The 21,036-nt window shown below is 68.0% G+C and carries 19 protein-coding genes and 1 tRNA gene; 4 read left to right on the forward strand and 16 right to left on the reverse strand.

Annotation, left to right across the window (positions count from 1 at the left end; translation table 11 throughout):
* Nucleotides 1-49: 49 nt before the first annotated feature.
* Nucleotides 50-358, reverse strand: a complete 309-nt coding sequence (locus ACIBO2_RS13765) for a helix-turn-helix transcriptional regulator (RefSeq protein ID WP_358540051.1) — start codon at nt 356-358, stop codon at nt 50-52.
* 93 nt (nt 359-451) lie between these two features.
* Nucleotides 452-724, reverse strand: a complete 273-nt coding sequence (locus tag ACIBO2_RS13770) for a type II toxin-antitoxin system RelE/ParE family toxin (RefSeq protein WP_358540048.1) — start codon at nt 722-724, stop codon at nt 452-454.
* A gap of 230 nt (nt 725-954) precedes the next feature.
* Here ACIBO2_RS13770 and ACIBO2_RS13775 point away from each other — a divergent pair, with 230 nt between their 5' ends.
* Nucleotides 955-2,961, forward strand: a complete 2,007-nt coding sequence (locus ACIBO2_RS13775; protein ID WP_397297183.1) for a hypothetical protein — start codon at nt 955-957, stop codon at nt 2,959-2,961.
* 212 nt (nt 2,962-3,173) lie between these two features.
* Here the strand turns inward: ACIBO2_RS13775 and ACIBO2_RS13780 are convergent, their stop codons facing one another.
* The 8 genes from ACIBO2_RS13780 to ACIBO2_RS13815 form a co-directional block, all read right to left on the reverse strand.
* A complete protein-coding gene (locus tag ACIBO2_RS13780) occupies nt 3,174-4,226 on the reverse strand; it encodes a cellulose binding domain-containing protein (RefSeq protein WP_397297185.1) in 1,053 nt (350 codons plus the stop codon).
* 55 nt (nt 4,227-4,281) lie between these two features.
* Nucleotides 4,282-6,054: a cellulase family glycosylhydrolase gene (locus ACIBO2_RS13785; protein ID WP_358540039.1), complete on the reverse strand. Its 1,773-nt coding sequence runs from the start codon at nt 6,052-6,054 to the stop codon at nt 4,282-4,284.
* A gap of 176 nt (nt 6,055-6,230) precedes the next feature.
* Complete coding sequence (gene egtD, locus ACIBO2_RS13790) at nt 6,231-7,202, reverse strand: L-histidine N(alpha)-methyltransferase (RefSeq protein WP_358540036.1); 972 nt, start codon at nt 7,200-7,202, stop codon at nt 6,231-6,233.
* Between the two features lie 18 nt (nt 7,203-7,220).
* Complete coding sequence (gene egtC / locus ACIBO2_RS13795; protein ID WP_358540033.1) at nt 7,221-7,925, reverse strand: ergothioneine biosynthesis protein EgtC; 705 nt, start codon at nt 7,923-7,925, stop codon at nt 7,221-7,223.
* Between the two features lies 1 nt (nt 7,926).
* Nucleotides 7,927-9,219, reverse strand: a complete 1,293-nt coding sequence (gene egtB / locus ACIBO2_RS13800; RefSeq protein WP_358540030.1) for an ergothioneine biosynthesis protein EgtB — start codon at nt 9,217-9,219, stop codon at nt 7,927-7,929.
* On the reverse strand, nt 9,216-10,421 hold the full coding sequence (gene egtA, locus ACIBO2_RS13805; RefSeq protein WP_397297189.1) for an ergothioneine biosynthesis glutamate--cysteine ligase EgtA: 1,206 nt from the start codon (nt 10,419-10,421) through the stop codon (nt 9,216-9,218). The genes egtB and egtA overlap by 4 nt, the downstream gene beginning before the upstream one ends.
* A gap of 163 nt (nt 10,422-10,584) precedes the next feature.
* On the reverse strand, nt 10,585-10,824 hold the full coding sequence (locus tag ACIBO2_RS13810; protein ID WP_358540024.1) for a zf-HC2 domain-containing protein: 240 nt from the start codon (nt 10,822-10,824) through the stop codon (nt 10,585-10,587).
* Nucleotides 10,825-10,924: 100 nt separating this feature from the next.
* The gene (locus ACIBO2_RS13815) at nt 10,925-11,563 is read right to left on the reverse strand and encodes a sigma-70 family RNA polymerase sigma factor (protein WP_358540021.1); all 639 of its coding nucleotides are present in this window, start codon (nt 11,561-11,563) and stop codon (nt 10,925-10,927) included.
* A 172-nt stretch (nt 11,564-11,735) separates the two neighbouring features.
* Between ACIBO2_RS13815 and ACIBO2_RS13820 the strand changes: the two genes are divergently transcribed.
* Nucleotides 11,736-12,338, forward strand: coding sequence for an NUDIX hydrolase (locus ACIBO2_RS13820; protein ID WP_397297191.1), 603 nt, complete (start codon nt 11,736-11,738; stop codon nt 12,336-12,338).
* A 91-nt stretch (nt 12,339-12,429) separates the two neighbouring features.
* Here the strand turns inward: ACIBO2_RS13820 and ACIBO2_RS13825 are convergent, their stop codons facing one another.
* Nucleotides 12,430-14,007 (reverse strand): ATP-binding protein, encoded by a 1,578-nt coding sequence (locus tag ACIBO2_RS13825; protein ID WP_397297193.1) that lies wholly within the window; start codon nt 14,005-14,007, stop codon nt 12,430-12,432.
* An 86-nt stretch (nt 14,008-14,093) separates the two neighbouring features.
* Here ACIBO2_RS13825 and ACIBO2_RS13830 point away from each other — a divergent pair, with 86 nt between their 5' ends.
* Nucleotides 14,094-14,873: a hypothetical protein gene (locus ACIBO2_RS13830; RefSeq protein WP_397297194.1), complete on the forward strand. Its 780-nt coding sequence runs from the start codon at nt 14,094-14,096 to the stop codon at nt 14,871-14,873.
* A gap of 250 nt (nt 14,874-15,123) precedes the next feature.
* Here the strand turns inward: ACIBO2_RS13830 and ACIBO2_RS13835 are convergent, their stop codons facing one another.
* The 4 genes from ACIBO2_RS13835 to ACIBO2_RS13850 are packed head-to-tail and all read right to left on the reverse strand — an operon-like array spanning nt 15,124 to nt 18,889.
* Nucleotides 15,124-17,367 carry a heavy metal translocating P-type ATPase gene (locus ACIBO2_RS13835; RefSeq protein ID WP_397297196.1) on the reverse strand — a complete coding sequence of 748 codons (2,244 nt, stop codon included), beginning with the start codon at nt 17,365-17,367 and terminating at the stop codon, nt 15,124-15,126.
* Nucleotides 17,368-17,401: 34 nt separating this feature from the next.
* On the reverse strand, nt 17,402-18,376 hold the full coding sequence (locus ACIBO2_RS13840) for a hypothetical protein (protein WP_397297198.1): 975 nt from the start codon (nt 18,374-18,376) through the stop codon (nt 17,402-17,404).
* Nucleotides 18,373-18,585, reverse strand: a complete 213-nt coding sequence (locus ACIBO2_RS13845; RefSeq protein ID WP_358540005.1) for a cation transporter — start codon at nt 18,583-18,585, stop codon at nt 18,373-18,375. The genes ACIBO2_RS13840 and ACIBO2_RS13845 overlap by 4 nt, the downstream gene beginning before the upstream one ends.
* 22 nt (nt 18,586-18,607) lie before the next feature.
* A complete protein-coding gene (locus ACIBO2_RS13850) occupies nt 18,608-18,889 on the reverse strand; it encodes a metal-sensitive transcriptional regulator (RefSeq protein ID WP_357956311.1) in 282 nt (93 codons plus the stop codon).
* A 436-nt stretch (nt 18,890-19,325) separates the two neighbouring features.
* Here ACIBO2_RS13850 and ACIBO2_RS13855 point away from each other — a divergent pair, with 436 nt between their 5' ends.
* Nucleotides 19,326-20,756 (forward strand): MFS transporter, encoded by a 1,431-nt coding sequence (locus tag ACIBO2_RS13855; RefSeq protein WP_397297199.1) that lies wholly within the window; start codon nt 19,326-19,328, stop codon nt 20,754-20,756.
* Between the two features lie 176 nt (nt 20,757-20,932).
* Here the strand turns inward: ACIBO2_RS13855 and ACIBO2_RS13860 are convergent.
* A tRNA-Lys gene (locus ACIBO2_RS13860) sits at nt 20,933-21,006 on the reverse strand.
* Between the last annotated feature and the right edge of the window lie 30 nt (nt 21,007-21,036).

Here is a 21,036-nt window from a genome sequence, read left to right on the forward strand (position 1 = left end):
TGTCCTCCGCGCCAAACGGGGATTTCCACTGTCGGTCGTGTCTGTCTGGTCAGGCCGCGTGAGCCTCGAACCACAGAGAGTCAAGATCATGCCCGGAAGTGAGCCGGACATCCGCATCGAGAGCAGCGGCAAGGAGACGGAGCAGCGCGACCGTGGGCGCGGTGCCGCCCTCCTCGATGCACTCGATCTCATCTACGGTCATGCCCACTGCCTGGGCGAGTTCCGCGACGGTCAGGCCGAGGGCGGTCCGCCGGTCATACAGAGCCTTGCCGAAGACCAGCGCCTCACGGATCGCGATCCGCTCGGGATCGTCCGCCTGCGGCTCAGGACGCACCCAGCGGGTGTGGTAGCCGGCCATCACACCTGCCTCTCGAAGCTCTCGGCCGCCGGTCGGCCATGGTCACGTTCGCAGATCTTCTGCGCCCATACCGCCCGGTCAATCTGTCGCTGCTCATGCTGCCTGGTCTTGCGGAAGACCGTGAGCAACACGATGGTCCTGTTGGCAGTACACCAAGTACGTCACCCGGGCCGCAACATCGCGAAGCCGTACTCGCAGTTCCCATACCGGTCCTTCTAGGTGGTCTGACCACGGTCCGCCCAGTTCGGTTCCCTTCTCCGCGAGAAGCCCGGCGACTTCGTCCACCCGCTTGAAATCGCCATCACTGAGTGTCTCGAGCCACTCACGAACCTCCGGCTCCACCTCGAACCCGTACAGCTCACGCACATTCATTCCTATCCCATGCACAACGGAACTGGCTCGCCGACTCTCGAAAAACAGTGAAGGTTACGCTGGCCATCAGCGGAAGAAACACGGCCATGTGTGCTGAGAATAGTTCCCCAGATAACGATCCTGTGGCATCTTCAATGAAGAGCTTGTCTCCGCTTCTGGGAAGATTGATGCAACCACTGCCTTGGGCCGCACGCGCCGATGGCCTAGCCAACCTGCCAGGACCCTTGACCAGCTGGCTGGCCAAGCTACGACGACTGTTTAATGTGTTGGGTGATGGCGTGGAAGCCAGCGCAATGGTCGCATGGCCTTCCACCAATGACTTCATTCGCGCAGGGGAGGCGACGAGGCGCCTGACTCGCACGGGACTCATTGCTCGCCATGGCTCCTGGATAACACCAACCGCAAATGCCCAAAACTGGCTTGAGAGCGGCAAAAATGCCCATCTCGTGCTAATTCTGCACCGGCACGTGCGATTCATTGGCGAACTCATGAGCACCCTCGAACGGGGATCAACCTCACACGAGGAATTGTTGATCGTCGCGCGCTCTCGGTACGGCTTCCGCTGGGAGTCGCTGACTCCAGTACGCACCAGGACCAGTTGGCTGAGGGTCACCGGCATGGTGGACATCTTCGATGGCGAGGTTCACCTGACCGAGGCAGGGCGAGCTTTGCTCAGCGACCTGGAACTCGGCAAGCCGGACGCGGACGAAGGGGACGCGCCTGCCGTCCTCCCATCCACCCCAACGGCCATCGCCGACCTTTTGGCGGCACTGGATGATGTGCGTCTGCATCGCCGAGCGCGAGCTGCGGGTTTCTACATCCCCGGCCAACAGGAAGAGGCCGGGTGGATCGAGACCCTGAGAGTCCTGACTGAAGGCGCCATGCCTTCGATCACCGTGGGCGGCCTCGCCAACCTCTGCTGTCGAACGCATGGCATCTCGGCATCGTCTGCGAGCAGCGCTCTAGACACCCTGAAATCGATAGGACTGGTGGCGCGAATCTCGTCGGATCGTCTTGCGGCGACTGGGGCGGCCCAAGCCTGGCTGGACACCGATCAGTCCGTGAACCTCGCCCGCATCGTTCACGCTCACATCTCATATTTCGGAGAGATTCTCTTCGACCTTGATACGGTCGGAGTGAAGCCAACTGCAAAAGGACTCGCCGAACGCAGTTCGCACTATGGCATCGATACCGCGCAGGGGCTCCCCCCTGCGGCCGTCACCGGGCGACTGAACCTGCTGCTGGCTTGTGGCCTGGTCACCAAGATCTCTCAAACGTTTTTCAAGGTAACGCCACTAGGCCGGGCTTTCCGTGATTCCGTTCGCTGCCTTACTCCACAGCAGCTTGTAGAGCTCCACGAGGAAGAATTCGCCAGCGTGCCGCCGACAGACGTCGTCGAGGCGGAGCAGATCGCGGCCAAGATCGAGGATTCCGCACATGACAGTGGCGAGCCGGAGCGACTTGAGGTCGCTGTGATCGCCGCGTTCAACTATCTGGGCATGCCCAGTCGCCATATAGGTGGAGCGACGACGGACAGTCCCGATGGCGAGGTGCGGACGGGGTCAGGGGTGCACGGACGGATCTTGGCCGTCGAAACCAAAACCGCGAAGAACGGCGAGGTGTCAGAGGAATACGGTCGGCCGCTCACCCTGCCGGGCCAGCGATCGAAGATAAATGCCGAGGCAACAATATACATCGGCCCTGGCTTTGAACGCCGCCTACTGGATGCAGTCGACGACGACCTCCAGGTTGCCGTCGTTCTGACATCGTTGTTGGCGGAAGCCGTTCGCCGTCAAGGGGTTACACCACTCACGCCCGCACAACTCGGCCCGCTTGTCGACCCGCTGCTGCGGTCCGACCAGCGACGTGACCTTCTCGCGAAAGAATGGAACGCACAGCAGCGGCTTGCCGATCTGGAACTGTCAGTGGCAATCGTCCTTCACAATGAGGCTCAGGATCCCCTTACAGAAGGCGCTTGGCTTGAGATAAAAGATATCCGCAGAGAGCTGCGCAAGCTGGGACACCGAGCCGATGAGGAAATGATCATGAAAGCCCTGCACTTCCTCACGTCACCCCGAATAGCCGTGGCGGAGTGTGCCGCAAAAGCAGGGAGCCCCGCCGAAGAACCGAAGTACGAATATCGCGCTACGATGACACTCGGCACCATCTGGCGCCGCATCGAAGCGCCAGGACGGCAGTGGCGCAGGAGCAGTTCGCGAAACGATGAGTAGCCGAGGATCCGCTCACCCTCGCGGAGGGTATCGCGACGAGGTGCGCTCACACAGATCGCGGCTACCGTGGCATCATCTAACTCCGCCGCAGGCGGGATCAATTGCGGGACCAATCGGCCACAATTCTGCGACATAATGCCAGGATCAGGCAAGCTTCATTTAATATCTCCATTTCCCGAGGCTTGATGTTGAGGTGTCGCCCGGCAATATGCTCAGCCGAGTGAGCAGCTCAACTGGGGTAGCGCGTTGGTGGTGTTGTTCCAGGTGGCGGTGAAGCCGAAGGTCGTGGCCGCGCCGACCGGCAGGTTGCCGTTGTAGCTCGCGTTGCGGGCCGTGACGGTGGCGCCGTTCTGAGTGAGCGTGGTGTTCCAGGACTGGTTGATCTGCTGGCCGTTGGCGAAGGTGAAGGTGGTCGTCCAGGCGGAGGAGGCGTTCTGGGAGGCGTTCTTCACCGTGATCTCGCCTTGGAAGGCGCCGCCCCACTGGGAGATCACCTTGTAGGTGGCGGTGCACCGGGCATCGGTAGGCGGAGGAGTCACCGGCGGGGTCACGCCGTTGAGTACCTGCGCGAGCGACGGGTACCAGCGATCGGCCATCTTCCGGAAGCCGGTGTCGTTGGGGTGGACTCCATCGCCGGTGTCGGTGGCCGTGTTGAAGCCGGTCCACAGGTCGGCGACGACGATGGGCGACCGCGCGGTCGTGAGGCCGGCGGCCCAGCCCGGGATCGCGTTGTCGAGCGCCACCACACTGGCCGCGCAGGTGGGGCAGCCGGACGGGTTCATGGGGATGATCTGCGCCACGATGATCTTCATGTTCGGGTTGTTCGCCCGCATCTGGCCGACCAGCTTGGTATATGCGGCCAGGACGGTGGTGGTGGGGATGAAGCCGCCCCACATGTCGTTGGTGCCCAGGTGCATGAGGACGATGTCGGGCTTCGCCGCGTCCAGCCACGGCGGCAGCTGATTCTGATCGGCGATGCCGGTCGCGGCGTAGCCGCCGTGACCCTCGTTGTCACCGTCGTAGGAGAACCCGTAATTGCAGCCGCCGTCGGGGACGCTGCCGACGAAGTCGATGTTCGTATATCCGGCTGTCTGCAGGTGGTTCCAGAGCAGGGCGCGCCAGCAGCCGGGTCCGGCGGTGATGGAGTCGCCGAGCGGCATGATCCGGACGGGGGCCGTCGCCGACAGCGCGGGCAGGGCGACACCGAAGGCGACCGCCACGAGGAGCGTGACGAGGACGGCGTACAGGTGGGATCTGCGGCGCATGAGCGGCTCCATGGAGAGACCCGGGCCCGCCCGATGACGGACCGGTCGAGTGCTGCTACGAGAGGGGGTTCTGGGTGAGCAGGTGTGCCTTGAAGCCCTCGCCGTACGTGCTGGTGGGCGTGCCGTTGTAGTCGGTGATGAGCACGTTGCCCTGGCTGCAGCCCCACGGGTTCCAGGTCCAGGCCGTGTACCCGACGCCGTGCGCGTCGGCCCAGCTCATCACCTGGTCGATGTAGTCGTGCGCGCAGGAGTTCTGGCCGATCTCACCGGCCTGCACCGGCACCTGGGCCGCGACGGCGCCGACCTGGCTGTTCCAGCAGGCGGTGTTGGAGCAGGTGTTGAAGTTGTAGGTGTGCCAGGCGGCCATCAGGTTGCCGGTCGGATCGGTCGGCTTGTACGTCAGCCACTGGCTCAGGTCGTTGGACCAGGCCAGCCCGCCCAGCATGATCACATTGGTGGCCCCGGTGGCGCGCACCGTGTTGACCAGCGACTGCATGCCGGCCACCTGGTAGCCGATGCCGGTACAGGTGCCGCCGTCGCGCCAGCACTTCCAGCCGGCGGTCGCGTCCCAGTTCGCGGCCGCGTCCGGGTAGGGCTCGTTGAACAGGTCGAAGACGACCGCGTTGTTGCCCTTGAAGGCGTTGGCGACCCCGGTCCAGAACGTCGGGGCGTACTGGGCGTCGGGCATCGGCTTCTGGCAGGTCGCCGTGGTGTCGGAGCAACCGGCACCCTGACCGGTGTACAGGCCGTAGTTCCAGTGCATCTCCACGATCGGCGTGATGCCGTTGGCGACCAGCAGGTTGACGTAGTCCTTGACGTTCTGCTGGTACGCGGGGCCGCTGGGGGTGCCGTTGGTGCCGTTCCAGCACTCCTCGTTCAGCGGGATCCGGACCGTGCGGATGTTCCACGCCTTCATCGCGTCGACCGAGGCCTGATCCACCGGGCCGCTGTCCCACATGCCCTTGCCCTGTACGCAGGCGAACTCGCCGCTGGCCCGGTTGACGCCCAGCAGACGGTAGGTGGCGCCGGCGGCGGTGACCAGCCGGTTCCCCGAAACGTGCAGCACGGGTGCCGCGCCTCCCGTGCTGCCGTCGTTGTCGGCCTCGGTGGCGTTCACCGTCACCGAGGTCAAACCGCTGGATGCCACGGTGATCGGCCGGGTGCCGTTCGTGGTGTCGCTGTCCTCCGCGGCGCTCAACGTCACCGTCTGCGGGGTGTTCCAGTTGGCCGTGGTGAAGGTCAGGGAGGCTCCGCCGGTCACGGTGATGTTGGTGTCACCGGTACCCGCCGTACTGGTGACCGTCACGTTGCCGGTCGGCTGGGAGCGCAGGCGGACCGTGTAGCCGCTGGTCCCGCCCTCGGGCACGCTCACGCTGGTGGCGGAGACCACCAGCGCCTGTTGCGTCCCTCCGGCGCCGGTCCCCGTGCAGGAGACGCTGGGGTTGGTGTTGGCGCCACCGGTGTACGTGCCGTTGAAACCGAGACTCCAGGTCGCCCCGGCGGGCTTGGCGGCGTTGTAGGAGACCGGGTTGACGGTGATGGCCGCACCCGCCGGGGTGGGGGTCGCCGGAGTGGGCACACCCTCCCACATCTGGGTGATCACCTGATTGTTGGGGAAGTCGAAGCTCAGCGTCCAGCTGGTCAACGCGTCGCCGGTGTTGGTCACCGCGATGGTGGCGCCGAACGCGCTGCCGTTGTCCCAGCTCTTGGTATAGGTGGCCGAACACGACACGGCGGCGTCGGCCGCGCTCTGGACGGCGGCGAGGCCGAACCCGGCCAGCACCACAGCTACGGCGGCCGTCAAGGCCCTGCGTAACACGATCGGCATGGGAGCCCTCCGTGACGAAACCGATGGACACCGCTTTCTCGAAGCGGCCGAGCTCCGACACTTGGGAGCGCTCCCAACGATCTGTCGCCCCGATTCGCCTCGCAAGAGCCTCCCCACGCCTCAGCGCGCGGCACCTACGCCGACCTTGGACAAGGCCGACGACGCTGCTGAAACTTTCAGCCGGCCTCGGCCAGGATCAGGGTGAAGTCCCCGGCCAGGTCCGTGTAGCGACGGCGCACCTTGAAGCCCGCACCCACAAGCTCCGCCCACAGCCCCTCCGGCCGGAACTTCGCGCTGATCTCCGTCCGTACCTCCTCCCCCTCCGCGAAGTCGGTGACCAGCCCCAGCCCACCGATCCGCACCCGCATGTCGCGGCTCGCCCGTAGCCGCATCTCGATCCATTCCTGCCGCTCGTCGTACAGCGCCACGTGCTCGAACGCCTCCGGGTCGAAGTCCGCCTCCAGCTCCCGGTTGATCACCCGCAGCACGTTCCGGTTGAAGGCGGCCGTCACCCCGGCCGGGTCGTCGTAGGCCGCCACCAGCCGCTCGGTGTCCTTCACCAGGTCCGCCCCCAGCAGGAACGTGTCTCCTGGCTGGAGCGTGGCCCGCAGGTCCTTCATGAACAGCTCGCGCGCGGCCGGTTCGAGGTTGCCGATCGTGCCGCCGAGGAAGGCCACCATCCGCCTTCCGGTACGCGGCAGCAGCGCCAGATGGCGCTCGAAGTCGGCGCACACCGCCTTCACCCGCAGCCCGGGGAAGCGCCCGGCCAGCCGGTGCGCCGCCTCCGTGAGGGTGACCGCGTCGACGTCCACCGGCGTGTAGACACGCGCGGCGAGCGCCTCCAGCAGCAGGACGGTCTTCTCGCTGGTGCCCGAGCCCAGCTCGACCAGCGTGTCCGCGCCGCTGGCGGCGGCCAGGTCCGCGGCCCGCGCGCGCAGGATGGCCAGCTCGCGCCGGGTCGGATAGTACTCGGGCAACCGGGTGATGCGGGAGAACAACTCGCTGCCCGCCGCGTCGTAGAACCACTTGGGCGGTAGCCACTTGGGCACGGCTGTCAGCCCGGCCCTGACATCATGTTCGAGCGCCTGGCGCAGATAGTCGCGGTCAAGATAGTTGATCACCTGCACGGTCGACTGGCTGACAGGCACGATGCCTCCTGAAGTGGGTTACAACGGCTGGACGCGTACGTCGTCATGGGTGACGGTGAGCAGGCTGCGCTCGGGTACGGCCTGCCATCCGGGCAGGTCGTCGAGCGGCTCGCTGGCCACCAGCACGCCGTCGTGGAGTCGGTGATGGAAGAGGGTGTCGCCCCAGACGGTCGCGGCGATCGACGCGCCGTCGCAGGCGAGCAGGTTCAGGCGAGCGCCAGGGTCCTTCTCCCCGGCGCGGACGACCACCTCGGCGAGCGCCTCGCCCAGGCCCAGCCCGGCGTGCCCGCGCTGGAACACGGCGGCGGCGACCCAGGCGGCGTCGCACGCGCTCTCGGCGCTGTCGGCCAGGTCCCTGACCGCGTCCCGCTCGACACGCCCGTTGTGGCTGAGCAGCCACCGCCCGTCGGTGAACGGCGCGGTGGCGCTCTCCTCGATCGGCATGCCGACGGTGGCCGAGCGTACGGCCGCCAGCAGGCAGGTCGAGCGGGCGATCCGCGCGAGTCCGGGCAGGTTGGCGTCGGCCCACATGGGGATGGCACGGCGATAGCGCACCGGGTCCGGGCTCTGCTCATACCAGCCCATGCCGTACCCGTCGGCGTTGATCATGCCGTAACGCTGCCGCCGCGGCGCGTACGACTGCTTCAGCAGGCCAAATTCCGGCTCGTGGATGAGCGCGGCGAGCGGGCGGGCGGCGCCCAGCCAGGCCGCGTGCCTGCACACGTTAGACCAGCTCCGAACGGGCGCAGCGGAAGCCGCTGAAGATCTGCCGGCGGATCGGGTAGTCCCAGTTCCTGAACGTGGTCCGCACCGCCGCCGGATCGGCCGCCCAGGAGCCGCCGCGCAGCACCCGGTACTCCTCGCCGAAGAACACCTCGCTGTACTCCTTGTACGGGAAGCTGCGGAAGCCGGGGTAGGGCTGGAACCACGAGGCGGTCCATTCCCAGACGTCTCCCACCATCTGCTCGGCCCCGTAAGGGCTGGCCGCGGCCGGGTAGGCGCCCAACGGCGCGGGATGGGCGGCGCGATGCCCGAGGTTCGCCCGCTCGGCGCCTGGGGCGTCCTCACCCCAGGGATACCGGTGCGCTTTCTCTGACCGGGCGTCCCAACCGCAGGCCTTCTCCCATTCGGCCTCGGTGGGCAGCCGCTTGCCCGCCCAGCGGGCGTAGGCGTCAGCTTCGTACCAGGACACGTGCTGGACCGGCTCGTCCATCGGGACCGGCTCGCTGCGCCCGAAACGGGTACGCCACCAGGCGCCGCCATCCCTGACCCAGAACAGCGGGGCGAAGACGCCGCTCCGCTGCCGCCACTGCCAGCCCTCCGCGGACCACCAGCGCGGGTCGTCGTAACCGCCGTCCTCGATGAACGCCGCGTAGGCGCGGTTGCCGACAGGCAGCCGGTCGATCGAGTACGCGGGCAGGTCCACCCGGTGCGCCGGCCGTTCGTTGTCGTAGGCCCAGGGCAGCGTGTCGGTACCCATGAGGAAGGAGCCCGCGGGCACGAAGACCTCTTCCGGACCCCCACTCCGCCCGGGCGGAAGGTCGCCGTCGCGCACCAGCCCGGGTTGCCCGGACAGTTGCAGGGTGGCGAGCATGGTCTCGTCGTGCTGATGCTCGTGCTGGATCACCAGGCCGAACACGAAGCCGTCGCGGTGCAGCGGGGCGGGCCCGTCCAGGTCGATCGCGTCGAGGACGTCGAGCACCCGCCCGCGTACGCCCTCGATGTAGCGGCGGGCCTCGGCCGGACCCAGGAAGGGCAGGCTGGGGCGATCCTTGCGCGGTGTCTTGAACGCGTCGTAGATGTCGTCGATCTCGGGCCGGAGCGGGTCGATGCCCCCGGCCTCACGCAGCACCCAGAGCTCCTCGTAGTTGCCCACGTGCGCCAGGTCCCAGACGAGCGGCGACATCAGCGGGGAGTGCTGGCGTACCAGCAGGTCGTCCTCCGCGGCCGTGTAGGTGAGTGACCGGTCGCGCACCGCGATGAGCTCGGCCGCGATACGTTCTTTGATGTCGTTCATTCCCATCCTTCGTCGCTCGGCCAGTTCGGAAGATCCAGCAGGTAGGAGGCCGGTGAGCGGCCCGTGCTCACGTGCCGGTCGGCGAACGCGGCCACCTCGCCGACCAGACCGGGACCCGCGCCGCAGCGCGGCAGCGCCTCCAGCGCGGCGCGGAAGCACTCCTCGGCGGCCCGGCGCAGGCGCGGCTCGGCCAGCCCGCACCGCGCCGCCACCCCCCAGAGCTGCCGGTACGGCTCCGCGGCGGCCGTCGCGGCATCAGCGGCGCGGTCGTCGGTGACCAGGGCATGGGTCACGGCCACACAGACCGGCCAGATCGCCGGGTGCTGGGCGTCGAGGTAGCGGATCTCCAGCCACCCCCGGGGCCGCACCGGTGGAAACAGCGTCGTGGCGTGGTAGGCCAGGTCCTCGGCGGTGGGCCGCCGCCGGCCGTCGGCGTTCAGCCAGTCGCGGAAGCTGGAGCCGTCACGGATGGTGTGATAGCTCTGTTCGTCCTCCCGCACCAGCATGAGCCGGGCATCCAGCAGGTATTCGGCCCAGTCCGCGGCGGGATCATCCGAGGCGGGCACGGGCGAGGTTCTGGTGCGGTCGAGGTGATCCCAGACGGCCTGACGGCCCGACATCCAGCCGCACGGCCGGCCATCGCGCAGCGGCGAGTTGGCGAAGGCAGCCATCAACACGGGGCCGAGCGCGTGCGCCCGTTCCCAGCGCGCCACCGGCCGCTCGCCCAGGTCCAGGTTGACCTGGATCGACGCGGTCGAGCACATCATGAGCTGTCCGTACGGCACGCCGAGGAACTCGGCCATCGCGTCGTACCGGGGCAGACGCAACTGGCGCCGGGCCGGCCGTAGCGGATCGAGACCGACACCGGCCAGCACCAGCCCGGACGCCCGCAAGGCGGCGCGTACGGCGGCCACGTCGGCGGCCACGCGGGCCAGCGATTCCGTCAACGGGCCTGTCGGGCCGGACAGTTCGAGCTGTCCGCCCGGTTCGAAGGTCAACCGGCTGCCACCGGGCAGCTCGGGCATGGCCCGCTCGATCCTGGCCAGCGGGACATGCCTCGTTGCCGACGTACGGTCGAAGATCAGGAATTCCAGCTCCACGCCGACCAGGTCCGCGGCGGCGGGACAAAAGCAGCGACGCGCGAAGTCCACCACCTCCGAGGCGTCCTGCAACGGCGGACTCTCGGCCGTAAGCCCGATCATCGTTTCCCCTTCGCGTGGCGCATGGGTCTGTGATGGTCCAGCGGTCCACCGCAGGCAACGGTGGCCCCATCTACAGACCCACGAACCGCGCGAGCGTTACACGCGAATTTCGAGTAAGGGATTTCGGGTAGTTGGATGAGCAGTCACATGGGGGGCTCGCGCCTCATGACCGCCGGCGCTCGCGGAACGCGGACATGAGCCGATCGCGCACGTCGGCGGGGAGTTTCTCCGGGGGCGGGTCGCCCAGGGAGACGATGGTCGCGCGGAACTGTTCTAAGTAGCGGCCGCACCCCTCGCAGGCGGCCAGGTGGGCGTGCACGCCCTCGCGCTCGGGCTGATCAAGGGCGTCGTCAAGGTAGGCGGTGAGGAGTTCCACCAGCTCGCCGCATGTGAAGCGCTTCACGACGTTGACCGCCCTCGTCTGCTGAATGAACCGTTTCACCTATTGTGCCGCCGCGCGAAGCGGAAGTGGTCAGTCCGGCCGTCTCACGAACTCGAAGTGGTCAGTCCGGCTGTTTCGCGAACTCGAAGTAGTCCGCCAGCCACCCGCGCACCGCGACACGGGCGCGATGCAGCAGGACCCGCTGGTTGGCGGCGGAGATCTTCAGGATCTCGCACACCTCGTCGGAGGTGCATCCCTCCACGTCCCGCAGCGTGATCACGGTCCGCTGCCGGGGCGGCAGCCTGGCCAGTACCTCGCCGATCAGGCCGCGCACCTCCGAGGCCAGCACCTCTTTCTCGGGCGTCGGCCATGCCGCGGGCGGATCCCGCCAACCGCCAGGCGGCACCGGGTCGAGGCTCTGGCCCGCGATCGCGCCGCCATCATCCTTGACAGCGCTCCACGGCAGCGTGCGCCTCTCGCGTACGCCGCGCTTCTTCGCCGCGTTGACCAGGATGCGGAAAACCCACGTCTTGACCGACGAACGGCCCTCGAAGTCGTCGATCCCGCCGATCACCGCCAGCCAGGTGTCCTGGACGACCTCTTCCGCGGCGTGGTCGGTGGGCACGTACGACCTGGCCACCCGGAGCATGCCCCGGGACCAGGTGTCGAGCAGCGCCGCGAACATCGCCTCATCGCCCGCGCGCAGGGCCGGAACGATGACGTCATCCGAAGGCAACTCTCCGCCCGCGAAAGACCCCACAATCGCTTCCCTCCGGTCAGACGTCGGGACATCAATGACATCCAGGTCGAACCGACCCCGGCCTTTACCAGGCTAATCTCCCCCACCGACGTCCATGCGCCCGGGATGCCGGGTCATCGCCATGCGTATGCTCGAAGAAGCGGGCCCCCGGCGAATCGGTGAGGAGCATCCCATGAGTCGGTCGGAAAGGCTGCTCTACGCGGCGAACGGGGTCGATCTTCGCGTCGTGGACCTCGAACTGACCGACGGCGAGCACGTGGAGCAACCCTTCGTCCGCACGCCGCAGGCCGCCGGAGCGGTGGTCTTTCACGCCGGGCGCGCTCTGTTGCTGTGGCGGCACCGCCCGGTCACCGACACGTGGGGGTGGGAGATCCCGCTCGGCGAGATCGGCCCGGACGAGGACCCGGAGCGGGCCGCGGCCCGTCTCGTGGAGGAGCAGACCGGCTGGCGGCCCGGTCCCCTGATGCCGCTGATCCGGATCCGCACCGCCGAGGACGTCGCCGACAGCGACCACGTGATCTTCGTCGCCTACCAGGCCACCCCCGTCGCCACACCGGCCGACGACCAGACTGAGCCGGCCGGCGACCATGCTGCACCGGTCGGCGACCAGACCGCGCCGGTCGGCGGCCGGGCTGACGAACGAGAGCGGGCCGAATGGCTGCCGGTGCTGGGCATCCAGCGGCTGATCAGCGAGCAGGCCATCACGTCCGCGACCACGGCGGCGGCCCTGCTCCATCTCCTGGCCGACCTCCTGCAGGCCCGCACGTCACATTAGAGCAGCCAGGAACGCCAAAAACCCCAGGTCAAAAATGACCCATGGGTCGGCGTCACCTGGTCTGACTCCCTGGATGTCAGCGGGTGACCCTTCATGCCCGGACGAGAGTGACGGCGTGACCGCGCGGGCTGGTGACCTTTTCGATGGCGGTGCGCTCCAGGAGGTGCGGGGCGGTGGGCCGGCGGTCGAAGACGATGAGGGTGCCGTGGCTCAGGTCGAGGTGATCGAGGTAACCGTCGAGCTGGTGCAGGCCCTCTTCGACGGGATCGGGCCGTCTGGGGTGATGGACCTTGAGTTCGATGGCCTCCCACTGCCAGCCGCGCTTGCCGTCGGCGTCTGTGTAGGGCCATTGGACGCAGATGTCCATGCGCCCACGGCCCAGGGCGTACTCACGGTCGATCACACCGCCGCCGTTGACCACCCGATGCAGCCAAGCCATGAAGATCAGGTGGCAGGCGGCCTCGTGATAGGTCTCGCGGCTTTGCAGGATCTCGCCGTTGCGCCGCCAGAAGGTGAGGAACCCCTGCAGGATCGCGGGCATGTCGAGCCGCCCGTCCGGGGTGAGGAAGGCTGAGCGGTCGAGCCGGATCTCAGCCTCGACGTCCTGGCTGAGGACGCGCACGATGACTTCCTGATAAATCGGGTTGGCGACCTGGACCGGCGGTTTCTGGGTGATGAGGCCGAGATCGCGGGCGTAGGCGAGGTCATCGTCATAGACGTTCTCCCGAACTTCGCCGGTGAGGAGTGGCTCGATGATGCGCTGGACGCGGTCCTCACGTAGCTTGGCGGCCAGGGAGTCCAGGTGGACGGCGCGGGCGACGATGAGCCGCTCGACCGCCTGGTTCATGTGCTCGTCGGTGATCAACTGGCTTTCCGGGATGCGCATCTTGCGGATGATCTCGCGGGCGAGGGCGTTGACCAGCCACGGCTGCCCCTGGCTGGCGTGGAAGGCGCGCTGGATCGCGTGCGCGGTGAACTCCTGGCCGGTGGCGTCGGTGTGCTGGCCGTACAGCTCGGCCACCTGCTCGAAGGTGAAGTCCGCCAGCCGCATCGACTCGGCGAGGATGTTGAACGGCGAGGGGCCGACCAGCCTTGACGGGTCGCCGCCCGAGGCTGCCTTGTAATCGCGCACGTCACGCATCCCGCACAGCGCCACACTGTGCGGGAACGGCACTGGGAAGCTGTTGTATCCCTGGCGGAGCTGCCGGAGAACGCTGATCAACTCATCGCCCTGAATCGCGTCGATCTCATCCATGAGCAGCACGACCGGGCGCGGGCAGCGGCGAGCCCATGCGGAGAGCCCTCTGAGCAGTCGGTTGCCTCCAGGAGCCTCCGGCCACGGCTCCGGCGGCAGACATTCCTCTGGAAGCCCCGTCGCCTGTGCCATGGCCGCGATCTCGGAGAGAATCCGCACCTCAGCCGGAGCGGCTTGATCGGGCCGGGTGGAGGCACTCTCGCAGGAGATGTACACCGCCGCATACTTGGCCTCGTCCCGCAATTCGGCGGCCAGGGCCTGGAGCGAGGTCGTCTTGCCGCTCTGGCGTGGCCCGCGAATGACGAAGTATTTCTCCTCGTCGATCAGCTCCCGCGCCTCGGGGATCCGGGGAATCGGGGGCAGCATGAAGTGCTTGCCCGGCCGACACGGACCCGTCGTGTTAAAGGACTTCACTCTCTGTACAGTAATGGTTACTTACCTGTCGCGCCCATCGATCTCAGTCCGCGGAACTGTCGTAGGCCGCCAGCACACTGTTGTCCATGGCACACGGTCTGGGCATGAAGAGGGTGCGCGAGGAGCTCGGCCTCGCCGTCTGGGAAGTCGAGCTCGCGGTCGAGACCAGCCTGCTCCGCCGCCTGCCGGACCGCACATTCGACCCCGTCTCGGTCAACGCGGCGAAGACGGACGCCGAGCGCTTCCAACGCCTGCTCGCCGCCGAACATCGCTGTAACGCCACCCAGGCGGCCATCAGACTGGGCATTTCACCTCAGCGTTTCAAACGCCTCGCCGACCGTCTGGCGCCCGTCGCCGTCGATGAGATCCAGAAATACGGCCGGACACTCACCATCCGCTACTACCGCGCCGCCGACGTCGACGCGCTCGCCGACCTCGTCCGGGCCGACACCGAACTGCGCGCCGCGGCCCGGACCCTTTCGCGCTCCGAAGCAGCGCGCAAGGCAGCCGCGACCCGCAAGCTCAACAAGGAGAGGGCGGTGGCAGCACGGGCCCTGCTGCAACGGGCCATGCCCTGTGACAACGGGGACCCGATCCAGGTGCTCGTCTGGGCGCCCTGGCTTCGGTCGGAGAGCGCGGCCCTCGCCGAGGTCGAGCGCCGCCGCCGCAAAGCTCAAACCCGCGTGGAACGCACGGCCCAACGTCGACTCGCCTGGCGTCGCCGGTGGGCGGAGGCGTTGGGACTACCTCTCGAAAGGGTTCCGCAGCCTGCTGGACGGCCCACCCCGAAAGCGATCTCGGCCGCGCGGGACCGGCCACCTCCCTGGGCACGGTTAGGCCGGTCGGTAGATCGAGTAGGAGGGTGAGGTCGCCTCACCCTCTCCTCGCACCACCGGACATGCGGGCCCGCATCCGGCGGGAGCGCCGCTGCTGTCGTTCCTGGACGTGACCGGTGAGAAAGGTCTGGTCGGCGTGAACCCTGACGGCCAGGTGCGGAGAGTCTGTGGGCAGCGGCACCACCTTCCGGACCATCTACCAGCCGTAGGCGGCAGCACCACACCGAGCGCGTCGAAATGGCTCCGAGCAGCGCTGCTCGGAGCCATTTCGACGCGGTTCTTACTTGAAGCGGCGCAGCCGGAGGCTGTTGCTCACCACGAAGACGCTGGAGAACGCCATCGCGGCTCCGGCGATCATCGGGTTGAGCAGACCCAGCGCCGCCAGCGGAAGGGCGGCCACGTTGTAGGCGAAGGCCCAGAACAGGTTGCCCTTGATGGTGGACAACGTGCGCCGGGACAACCGGATCGCGTCGGCGGCCACCCGCAGGTCGCCGCGTACCAGCGTGAGGTCGCTCGCCTCGATCGCGGCGTCGGTGCCGGTGCCCATCGCCAGCCCGAGGTCGGCCTGGGCCAGCGCGGCGGCGTCGTTGACCCCGTCGCCGACCATGGCCACGACCCGGCCCTCGGCCTGCAGCTTCTTGACCACGTCCACCTTGTCGGCGGGCAGCACCTCGGCGATCACCTCGTCGATGCCCACCTCGGCCGCCACCGTACGGGCCACGGCCTCGTTGTCACCGGTCAGCAGAACCGGTGTGAGACCGAGCGCGCGGAGCTGGGTGATGGCCTCCTGGCTGGTCGACTTGACCACGTCGGCCACCACCAGCACGGCACGGGCCTGTCCGTCCCACCCGACCGCGACGGCCGTGCGACCGGCTGCCTGTGCGGCGTGCAGCTCCCGCTCCAGATCGGCGGGCAGGTGCTGGGACCACTCCTCCAGCAGCCGGGGCCGGCCGACCAGCACCGCGTGACCGTCCACGATGCCCTGCACGCCGAGTCCTTCGACGTTGGCGAAGTCTTCCGGCGTGGGCAGTTCGCCGACCCGGGCCGCGGCGCCCTTGGCGATGGCCCGGGCGATCGGGTGCTCAGAGGCGTGCTCCAGCGCCCCGGCAAGGCGCACCACCTTGGCCTCGTCCTCGCCATCGGCGACGTGGACGTCGGTGAGGGTCATGCGGCCCTCGGTGACCGTGCCGGTCTTGTCCAGCACCACGGTGTCGATCTTGCGGGTGGACTCCAGCACTTCCGGACCCTTGATCAGGATCCCGAGCTGGGCTCCCCGGCCGGTGCCGACCAGCAGGGCGGTCGGCGTGGCCAGACCGAGCGCGCACGGGCAGGCGATGATCAGCACCGCGACCGCGGCGGTGAAGGCCGCGCCCACGCCGTCGCCGGTGCCCAGCCAGAAGCCGAGCGTGCCGATGGCCAGCGCGATCACGATCGGGACGAAGATGCCGGAGATGCGGTCGGCCAGCCGTTGCACGGCCGCCTTGCCGGTCTGGGCCTCCTCCACCAGCTTGGCCATCTGGGCGAGTTGAGTGTCGGCGCCCACCCGGGTCGCACGTACGACGAGCCGGCCGCCGGCGTTCACGGTGGCGCCGGTGACCGCGTCGCCCACCCGAACTTCGACCGGCACGGACTCACCGGTCAGCATGGAGGCGTCGACCGCCGACGTGCCCTCCTCGATGACGCCGTCCGTGGCGATCTTCTCGCCCGGCCGTACGACGAACCGGTCCCCGGCCGTCAGCTGGTCGGCGGGAATCCGGCTCTCCACGCCGTCGCGCAACACCGCGACGTCCTTGGCACCGAGCTCCAGCAGCGCCCGCAACGCCGCCCCGGCCCGCCGCTTGGAGCGGGACTCGAAATAGCGTCCCGCCAGGATGAACGCCGTGACCCCGGCCGCGGCCTCGAGGTAGATGTTGCCGGTGCCGTCGGTGCGCTCGATGGTGAACGCGAACGGGTGCGTCATGCCCGGCGTGCCGGCCGTGCCGAAGAACAGCGCCCACAGCGACCAGCCGAGCGCGGCCAGCGTACCGATCGAGATCAGCGTGTCCATCGTGGCGGCGCCGTGCCGGAGGTTGGTCCAGGCGGCCTTGTGGAACGGCCATCCCGCGTACACCACCACCGGCGCGGCCAGCACCAGCGACAGCCACTGCCAGTTGGTGAACTGCAGCGGCGGGATCATCGCCATCGCGATCACGGGCGCAGCCAGCACCACGGAGGTGATGAGGCGGTTGCGCAGGGGTCGGAGTTCGTCCTCCGGCTCTTGTGCGCCCGCCTGCGCCCCCTCCGTCTTGGGTGGGGCGGGGAGCGCGGCCGTGTAGCCGCTCTTCTCCACCTCCGCGATCAACTGCTGCGGATCCACGCCATCGGGGAAGGTCACCTTCGCCTTCTCCGTGGCGTAGTTGACCGTGGCGGTCACGCCGTCCATCTTGTTCAGCTTGCGCTCGATGCGGTTGGCGCACGAGGCGCAGGTCATGCCGCCGATCGAGAGTTCGACCGCGTTCTGCCGGTCATCGGAGACCGAAGTCATCACCCTGCTCCTTTCTCTCGCTCCGCTCCCTCGCTCAGTGGCCGTGGCCATCAGCGCCGTGGCCGCTCGGGGTGGCCGTCGGAGTCGCCTTGGGGAGGGCGGACTGCTCGCCGGCGCCAAGGGTGAAGTCCGCGGTACGGACCTCGCCGTCGTGCTGGAAGTCCAGGAACAGCCGGTAGTCGCCGGTGCTGGGCACCTCGGCGTAGAAGACGATCTCGGGGCCTGCCGGGGTCTTGCCGTCACCGGGCTCACCGTCCGGGTGGACGTGAAGGTAGGCCAGGTCCTTGGCGCGCAGGGCCACCAGGTGGCCGTAGGCGCCGAGGTAGGGCTGCAGGTCGGTGACCGGCTTGCCGTCCTTGGCGACCTTCAACGTGAGCTTGCTCGACTGCCCGGGGGCCAGGTCTCCGTCAAGGGTGACGGTGTATCCGTCGACCGTCACGGTGCGGCTCTCCTCGGGCAGAGCCTTTGGCTCGTAGTCACCCGCCGCCGCCAGGTCGGTGCCCAGTGTCAGCGCTTCACCGCCGACCGGTGAGAAGTCGGCGAAGGCTCGGTACGTGCCCGCGTCCGGCAGCGTCAGCTTGACCGACCACACGCCGTTGCCCGCCTCAGTGGGGTGCAGGTGCTGGAAGGTGCCCAGGTCGCGGGAGACCACGATGAAGTGGAGTTTCTTGTCGTGCTCGACCTTGTAGTCGGTGACCGGCTTGCCGTCGGGGCCGGTCACGGTGAATTGGAAGTCTGCGGGCTCACCGGGCTTGAGCGCCTCGGTGAGTGGGACGAGGGTGTAACCGTTCTCGGACACTTGGAGCCCCCCAGGGGTATCGCTTTTGGCCTGCTGGGTGGCGTACTGGTCGTGACCCGCGCTCGCGCTCGTGGTGGGCGCCGTCATGGCGCTGTGATCCTCGGCCGGGGGCGTCCCGACCGGCCCTACCGCCTTGCCCGCCCCAAGAGCGCCGCCGAAGACGACGGCCAGCCCCAGGACGTAGGCGCCGAGCTTGGCTGCGGTGTTCACGACTGATTCGCCACTTCGTATCCGGCTTCCTCGACCGCGGCGACGATCTTCGCCGGGTCAATGGAGTCGTCGCTGTCAACGGTCAGCAGTCCGGTGGCCAGGTCCACTTGGACATTGGTCACGCCGGCCACTTCGCTGACTTCTTCTTTGACCGAGCTGACGCAGTGGCCGCAGGTCATGCCCTTGACGGTGTAGGTGGCAGTGCTCATATCGGTCTCTCCTTAAGGTCGATCAGGAACGGACAAGTCTGGCGATGGCGTCGGCGGCTTCCTTGACTTTCGCGTCGGCCTCCGGGCCGCCCTTCCGCGTGGCCTCGGCGACGCAGTGGGCCAGGTGCTCCTCCAGCAGCGACAGTGAGAACGACTTCAGCGCACTGGTCGCCGCGGACACCTGAGTGAGGATGTCGATGCAGTATTTGTCGTCTTCGACCATGCGCTGCAGGCCGCGGACCTGCCCCTCGACGCGGCGCAACCGCATCGCGTGATCCTTCTTGGTTCCGCCGTATCCGGCCATGTCCGGACCTCCCATCCTTCGTCGCCGGCAATAACACCATACCCCCCTACCGTATTCCGGACAACAGAAGCCCAGCGAGACTGACGAAATCCGGGAGGATGAGATGCCACATGTGATGCGCAGGCCGGCGACCGCGGCCGACATGGTCCTGGGCATGTCGGCCGCCCTCGGGGGTGCGCTGTACGTGGCACTCGGCTGGATCCAGGAACTCGTCGGCTCACGGTGGGCATGGCCATCGGTTTCGCCTTGGTGCTTCCATCAGCGGTGATCGCCCTCGTCGCGCTTCGACGCCGGCGAGAAGTGGGTCGGTAGCACTTGACAGATACCCCCCGAGGGTATTCATTAAGCCAGCAATACCCCTCGCACACGAACCCGCCTCTCGCGGAATCGTTTGCGAATCACATACCCTACCCCCGTATAGCATGGAGAACCGCTGATGTCTGCTCCATCTCCCCGGCGATGGGCCGCCCTGGCCCTGATCGCCACCGCCCAGTTCATCGTCATCATGGACACGTCGATCATCGGCGTGGCCCTCCCCCGCATCCAGGAAAGCCTCGGCTTCTCCCAGGAGAACCTGTCCTGGGTCTTCAACGCCTACGTCGTCGCGTTCGGCGGCCTGCTGCTGCTCGGCGGCCGACTGTCCGACCTGTTCGGCGCCCGCCGCGTGTTCGGCGCCGGCTGGGTCATCCTGCTGGCCGGCTCGCTCGTCGCCGGCATCGCCCCCGAGGTGTGGGTGGAGCTGGCCGGCCGCGTGATCCAGGGCGCCGGCGCCGCCCTGATCGCGCCGTCCGCCCTCACCCTGCTCATGATGCTCTTCGGCCACGACCCCCGGGAACTCACCAAGGCCATGGCCCTGTACGGCGCCGCCGCCCCGGCGGGCGGCACCGCCGGCGTCTTCCTCGGCGGCGTCATCACCGAATACCTGAGCTGGCCCTGGGTCTTCTACATCAACATCCCCATCGCCATCGTGGTCCTGCTGGCCAACAAGCCGCTGATGCCCGCCGTACAGTCCCAGCGCGGCTCCATTGACGTGGTCGGCGCGCTGACCGTCACCGCCGGCCTCGCCTCCGCCGTGTACGCCATCGTCCGGGCACCCGAGATCGGCTGGGGCTCGGCGGAGACCTGGCTCGTGCTGCTCGGCGCCGTGGCCCTGCTCGGCGGCTTCGTCGCGATCCAGGCCCGCCGCCGCGAGCCGCTGATGCGACTGTCGATCTTCCGTGCTCCGAACCTCTCCGCCGCCAACCTGACCCAGCTGCTGCTCGGCGGCGCGTGGATCCCGATGTGGTTCTTCCTCAACCTCTACCTGCAGCAGGTGCTCGGCTACAGCGCCTTCCCGAGCGGCGCGGCGCTGGTGCCGATGACCGTCCTCATCATGGTCGGCATGATCGTCCTGGCACCCCGCGCGATCGGCCGCTTCGGCCCCAAGGCGACCACGGTGGCCGGCCTGGCCCTGCTCGCCGCCGGCATGGGCTGGCTGTCACTGATCAGCCCGAACGGCAGCTTCGCCACCGACGTACTGCCCGCCAGCCTCGTCGCCGCCCTCGGCATGTCCCTGGCCTTCATCCCCTCACTCGGCACCGCCATCTCCTCCGCCCGCCCCGAGGAAGGCGGCCTGGCCTCCGGCATCGTCAACACCAGCTACCAGGTCGGCTCCGCGCTCGGCCTGGCCGCCATGACCGCCGTCGCCGCCGCCAACGGCGCCGGACAACTCGGCGACCTGCCCGCCCTGACCAACGGCTTCTCCTCCGCCTTCATCGGCGCCGCCGGCATCGCCACCGTCGGCGCCCTGCTCGCCGGGCTGACGCTGCGCTCCCACCGCACCGAGCCGGCCACGTCCGAGCCCGCCACCACGCACAACGGCCACTGACCACTGGGAGAGCTGCGCGACTTCGACGACAAGACCCTCGCGCCGTTCGCTGAGACGCCTGCCGTTCTCTCGGCTCCCCGTTCCAGGGAGCCGGGAGAAGCTCCTCAGCTCGGCCAGAGCTACTTGAAAAACGAGAAACCCCAGCTCAACTTAGGTGAGCTGGGGTTTCTGTGCGGTGCGCCGCCAGGGACTCGAACCCCGGACCCGCTGATTAAGAGTCAGCTGCTCTAACCAACTGAGCTAGCGGCGCTTGCAGAGAGGAATATACCGGCACTCCGCA

This window comes from Nonomuraea sp. NPDC050022 (genome assembly GCF_044460705.1).
In the GTDB taxonomy this organism is placed as follows: Bacteria; Actinomycetota; Actinomycetes; order Streptosporangiales; family Streptosporangiaceae; genus Nonomuraea.

What these genes read in the sequence shown, in the direction of transcription:
- ACIBO2_RS13780 (WP_397297185.1), bottom strand. Translation starts at nt 4,226, where the DNA reads ATGCGCCGCAGATCCCACCTGTACGCCGTCCTCGTCACGCTCCTCGTG.
- egtA (WP_397297189.1), bottom strand. Translation starts at nt 10,421, where the DNA reads ATGATCGGGCTTACGGCCGAGAGTCCGCCGTTGCAGGACGCCTCGGAG.
- ACIBO2_RS13835 (WP_397297196.1), bottom strand. Translation starts at nt 17,367, where the DNA reads ATGACTTCGGTCTCCGATGACCGGCAGAACGCGGTCGAACTCTCGATC.
- ACIBO2_RS13850 (WP_357956311.1), bottom strand. Translation starts at nt 18,889, where the DNA reads ATGGCCGGATACGGCGGAACCAAGAAGGATCACGCGATGCGGTTGCGC.
- egtB (WP_358540030.1), bottom strand. Translation starts at nt 9,219, where the DNA reads ATGAACGACATCAAAGAACGTATCGCGGCCGAGCTCATCGCGGTGCGC.
- ACIBO2_RS13855 (WP_397297199.1), top strand. Translation starts at nt 19,326, where the DNA reads ATGTCTGCTCCATCTCCCCGGCGATGGGCCGCCCTGGCCCTGATCGCC.
- ACIBO2_RS13830 (WP_397297194.1), top strand. Translation starts at nt 14,094, where the DNA reads ATGGCACACGGTCTGGGCATGAAGAGGGTGCGCGAGGAGCTCGGCCTC.
- ACIBO2_RS13845 (WP_358540005.1), bottom strand. Translation starts at nt 18,585, where the DNA reads ATGAGCACTGCCACCTACACCGTCAAGGGCATGACCTGCGGCCACTGC.
- ACIBO2_RS13785 (WP_358540039.1), bottom strand. Translation starts at nt 6,054, where the DNA reads ATGCCGATCGTGTTACGCAGGGCCTTGACGGCCGCCGTAGCTGTGGTG.
- ACIBO2_RS13820 (WP_397297191.1), top strand. Translation starts at nt 11,736, where the DNA reads ATGAGTCGGTCGGAAAGGCTGCTCTACGCGGCGAACGGGGTCGATCTT.
- ACIBO2_RS13765 (WP_358540051.1), bottom strand. Translation starts at nt 358, where the DNA reads ATGGCCGGCTACCACACCCGCTGGGTGCGTCCTGAGCCGCAGGCGGAC.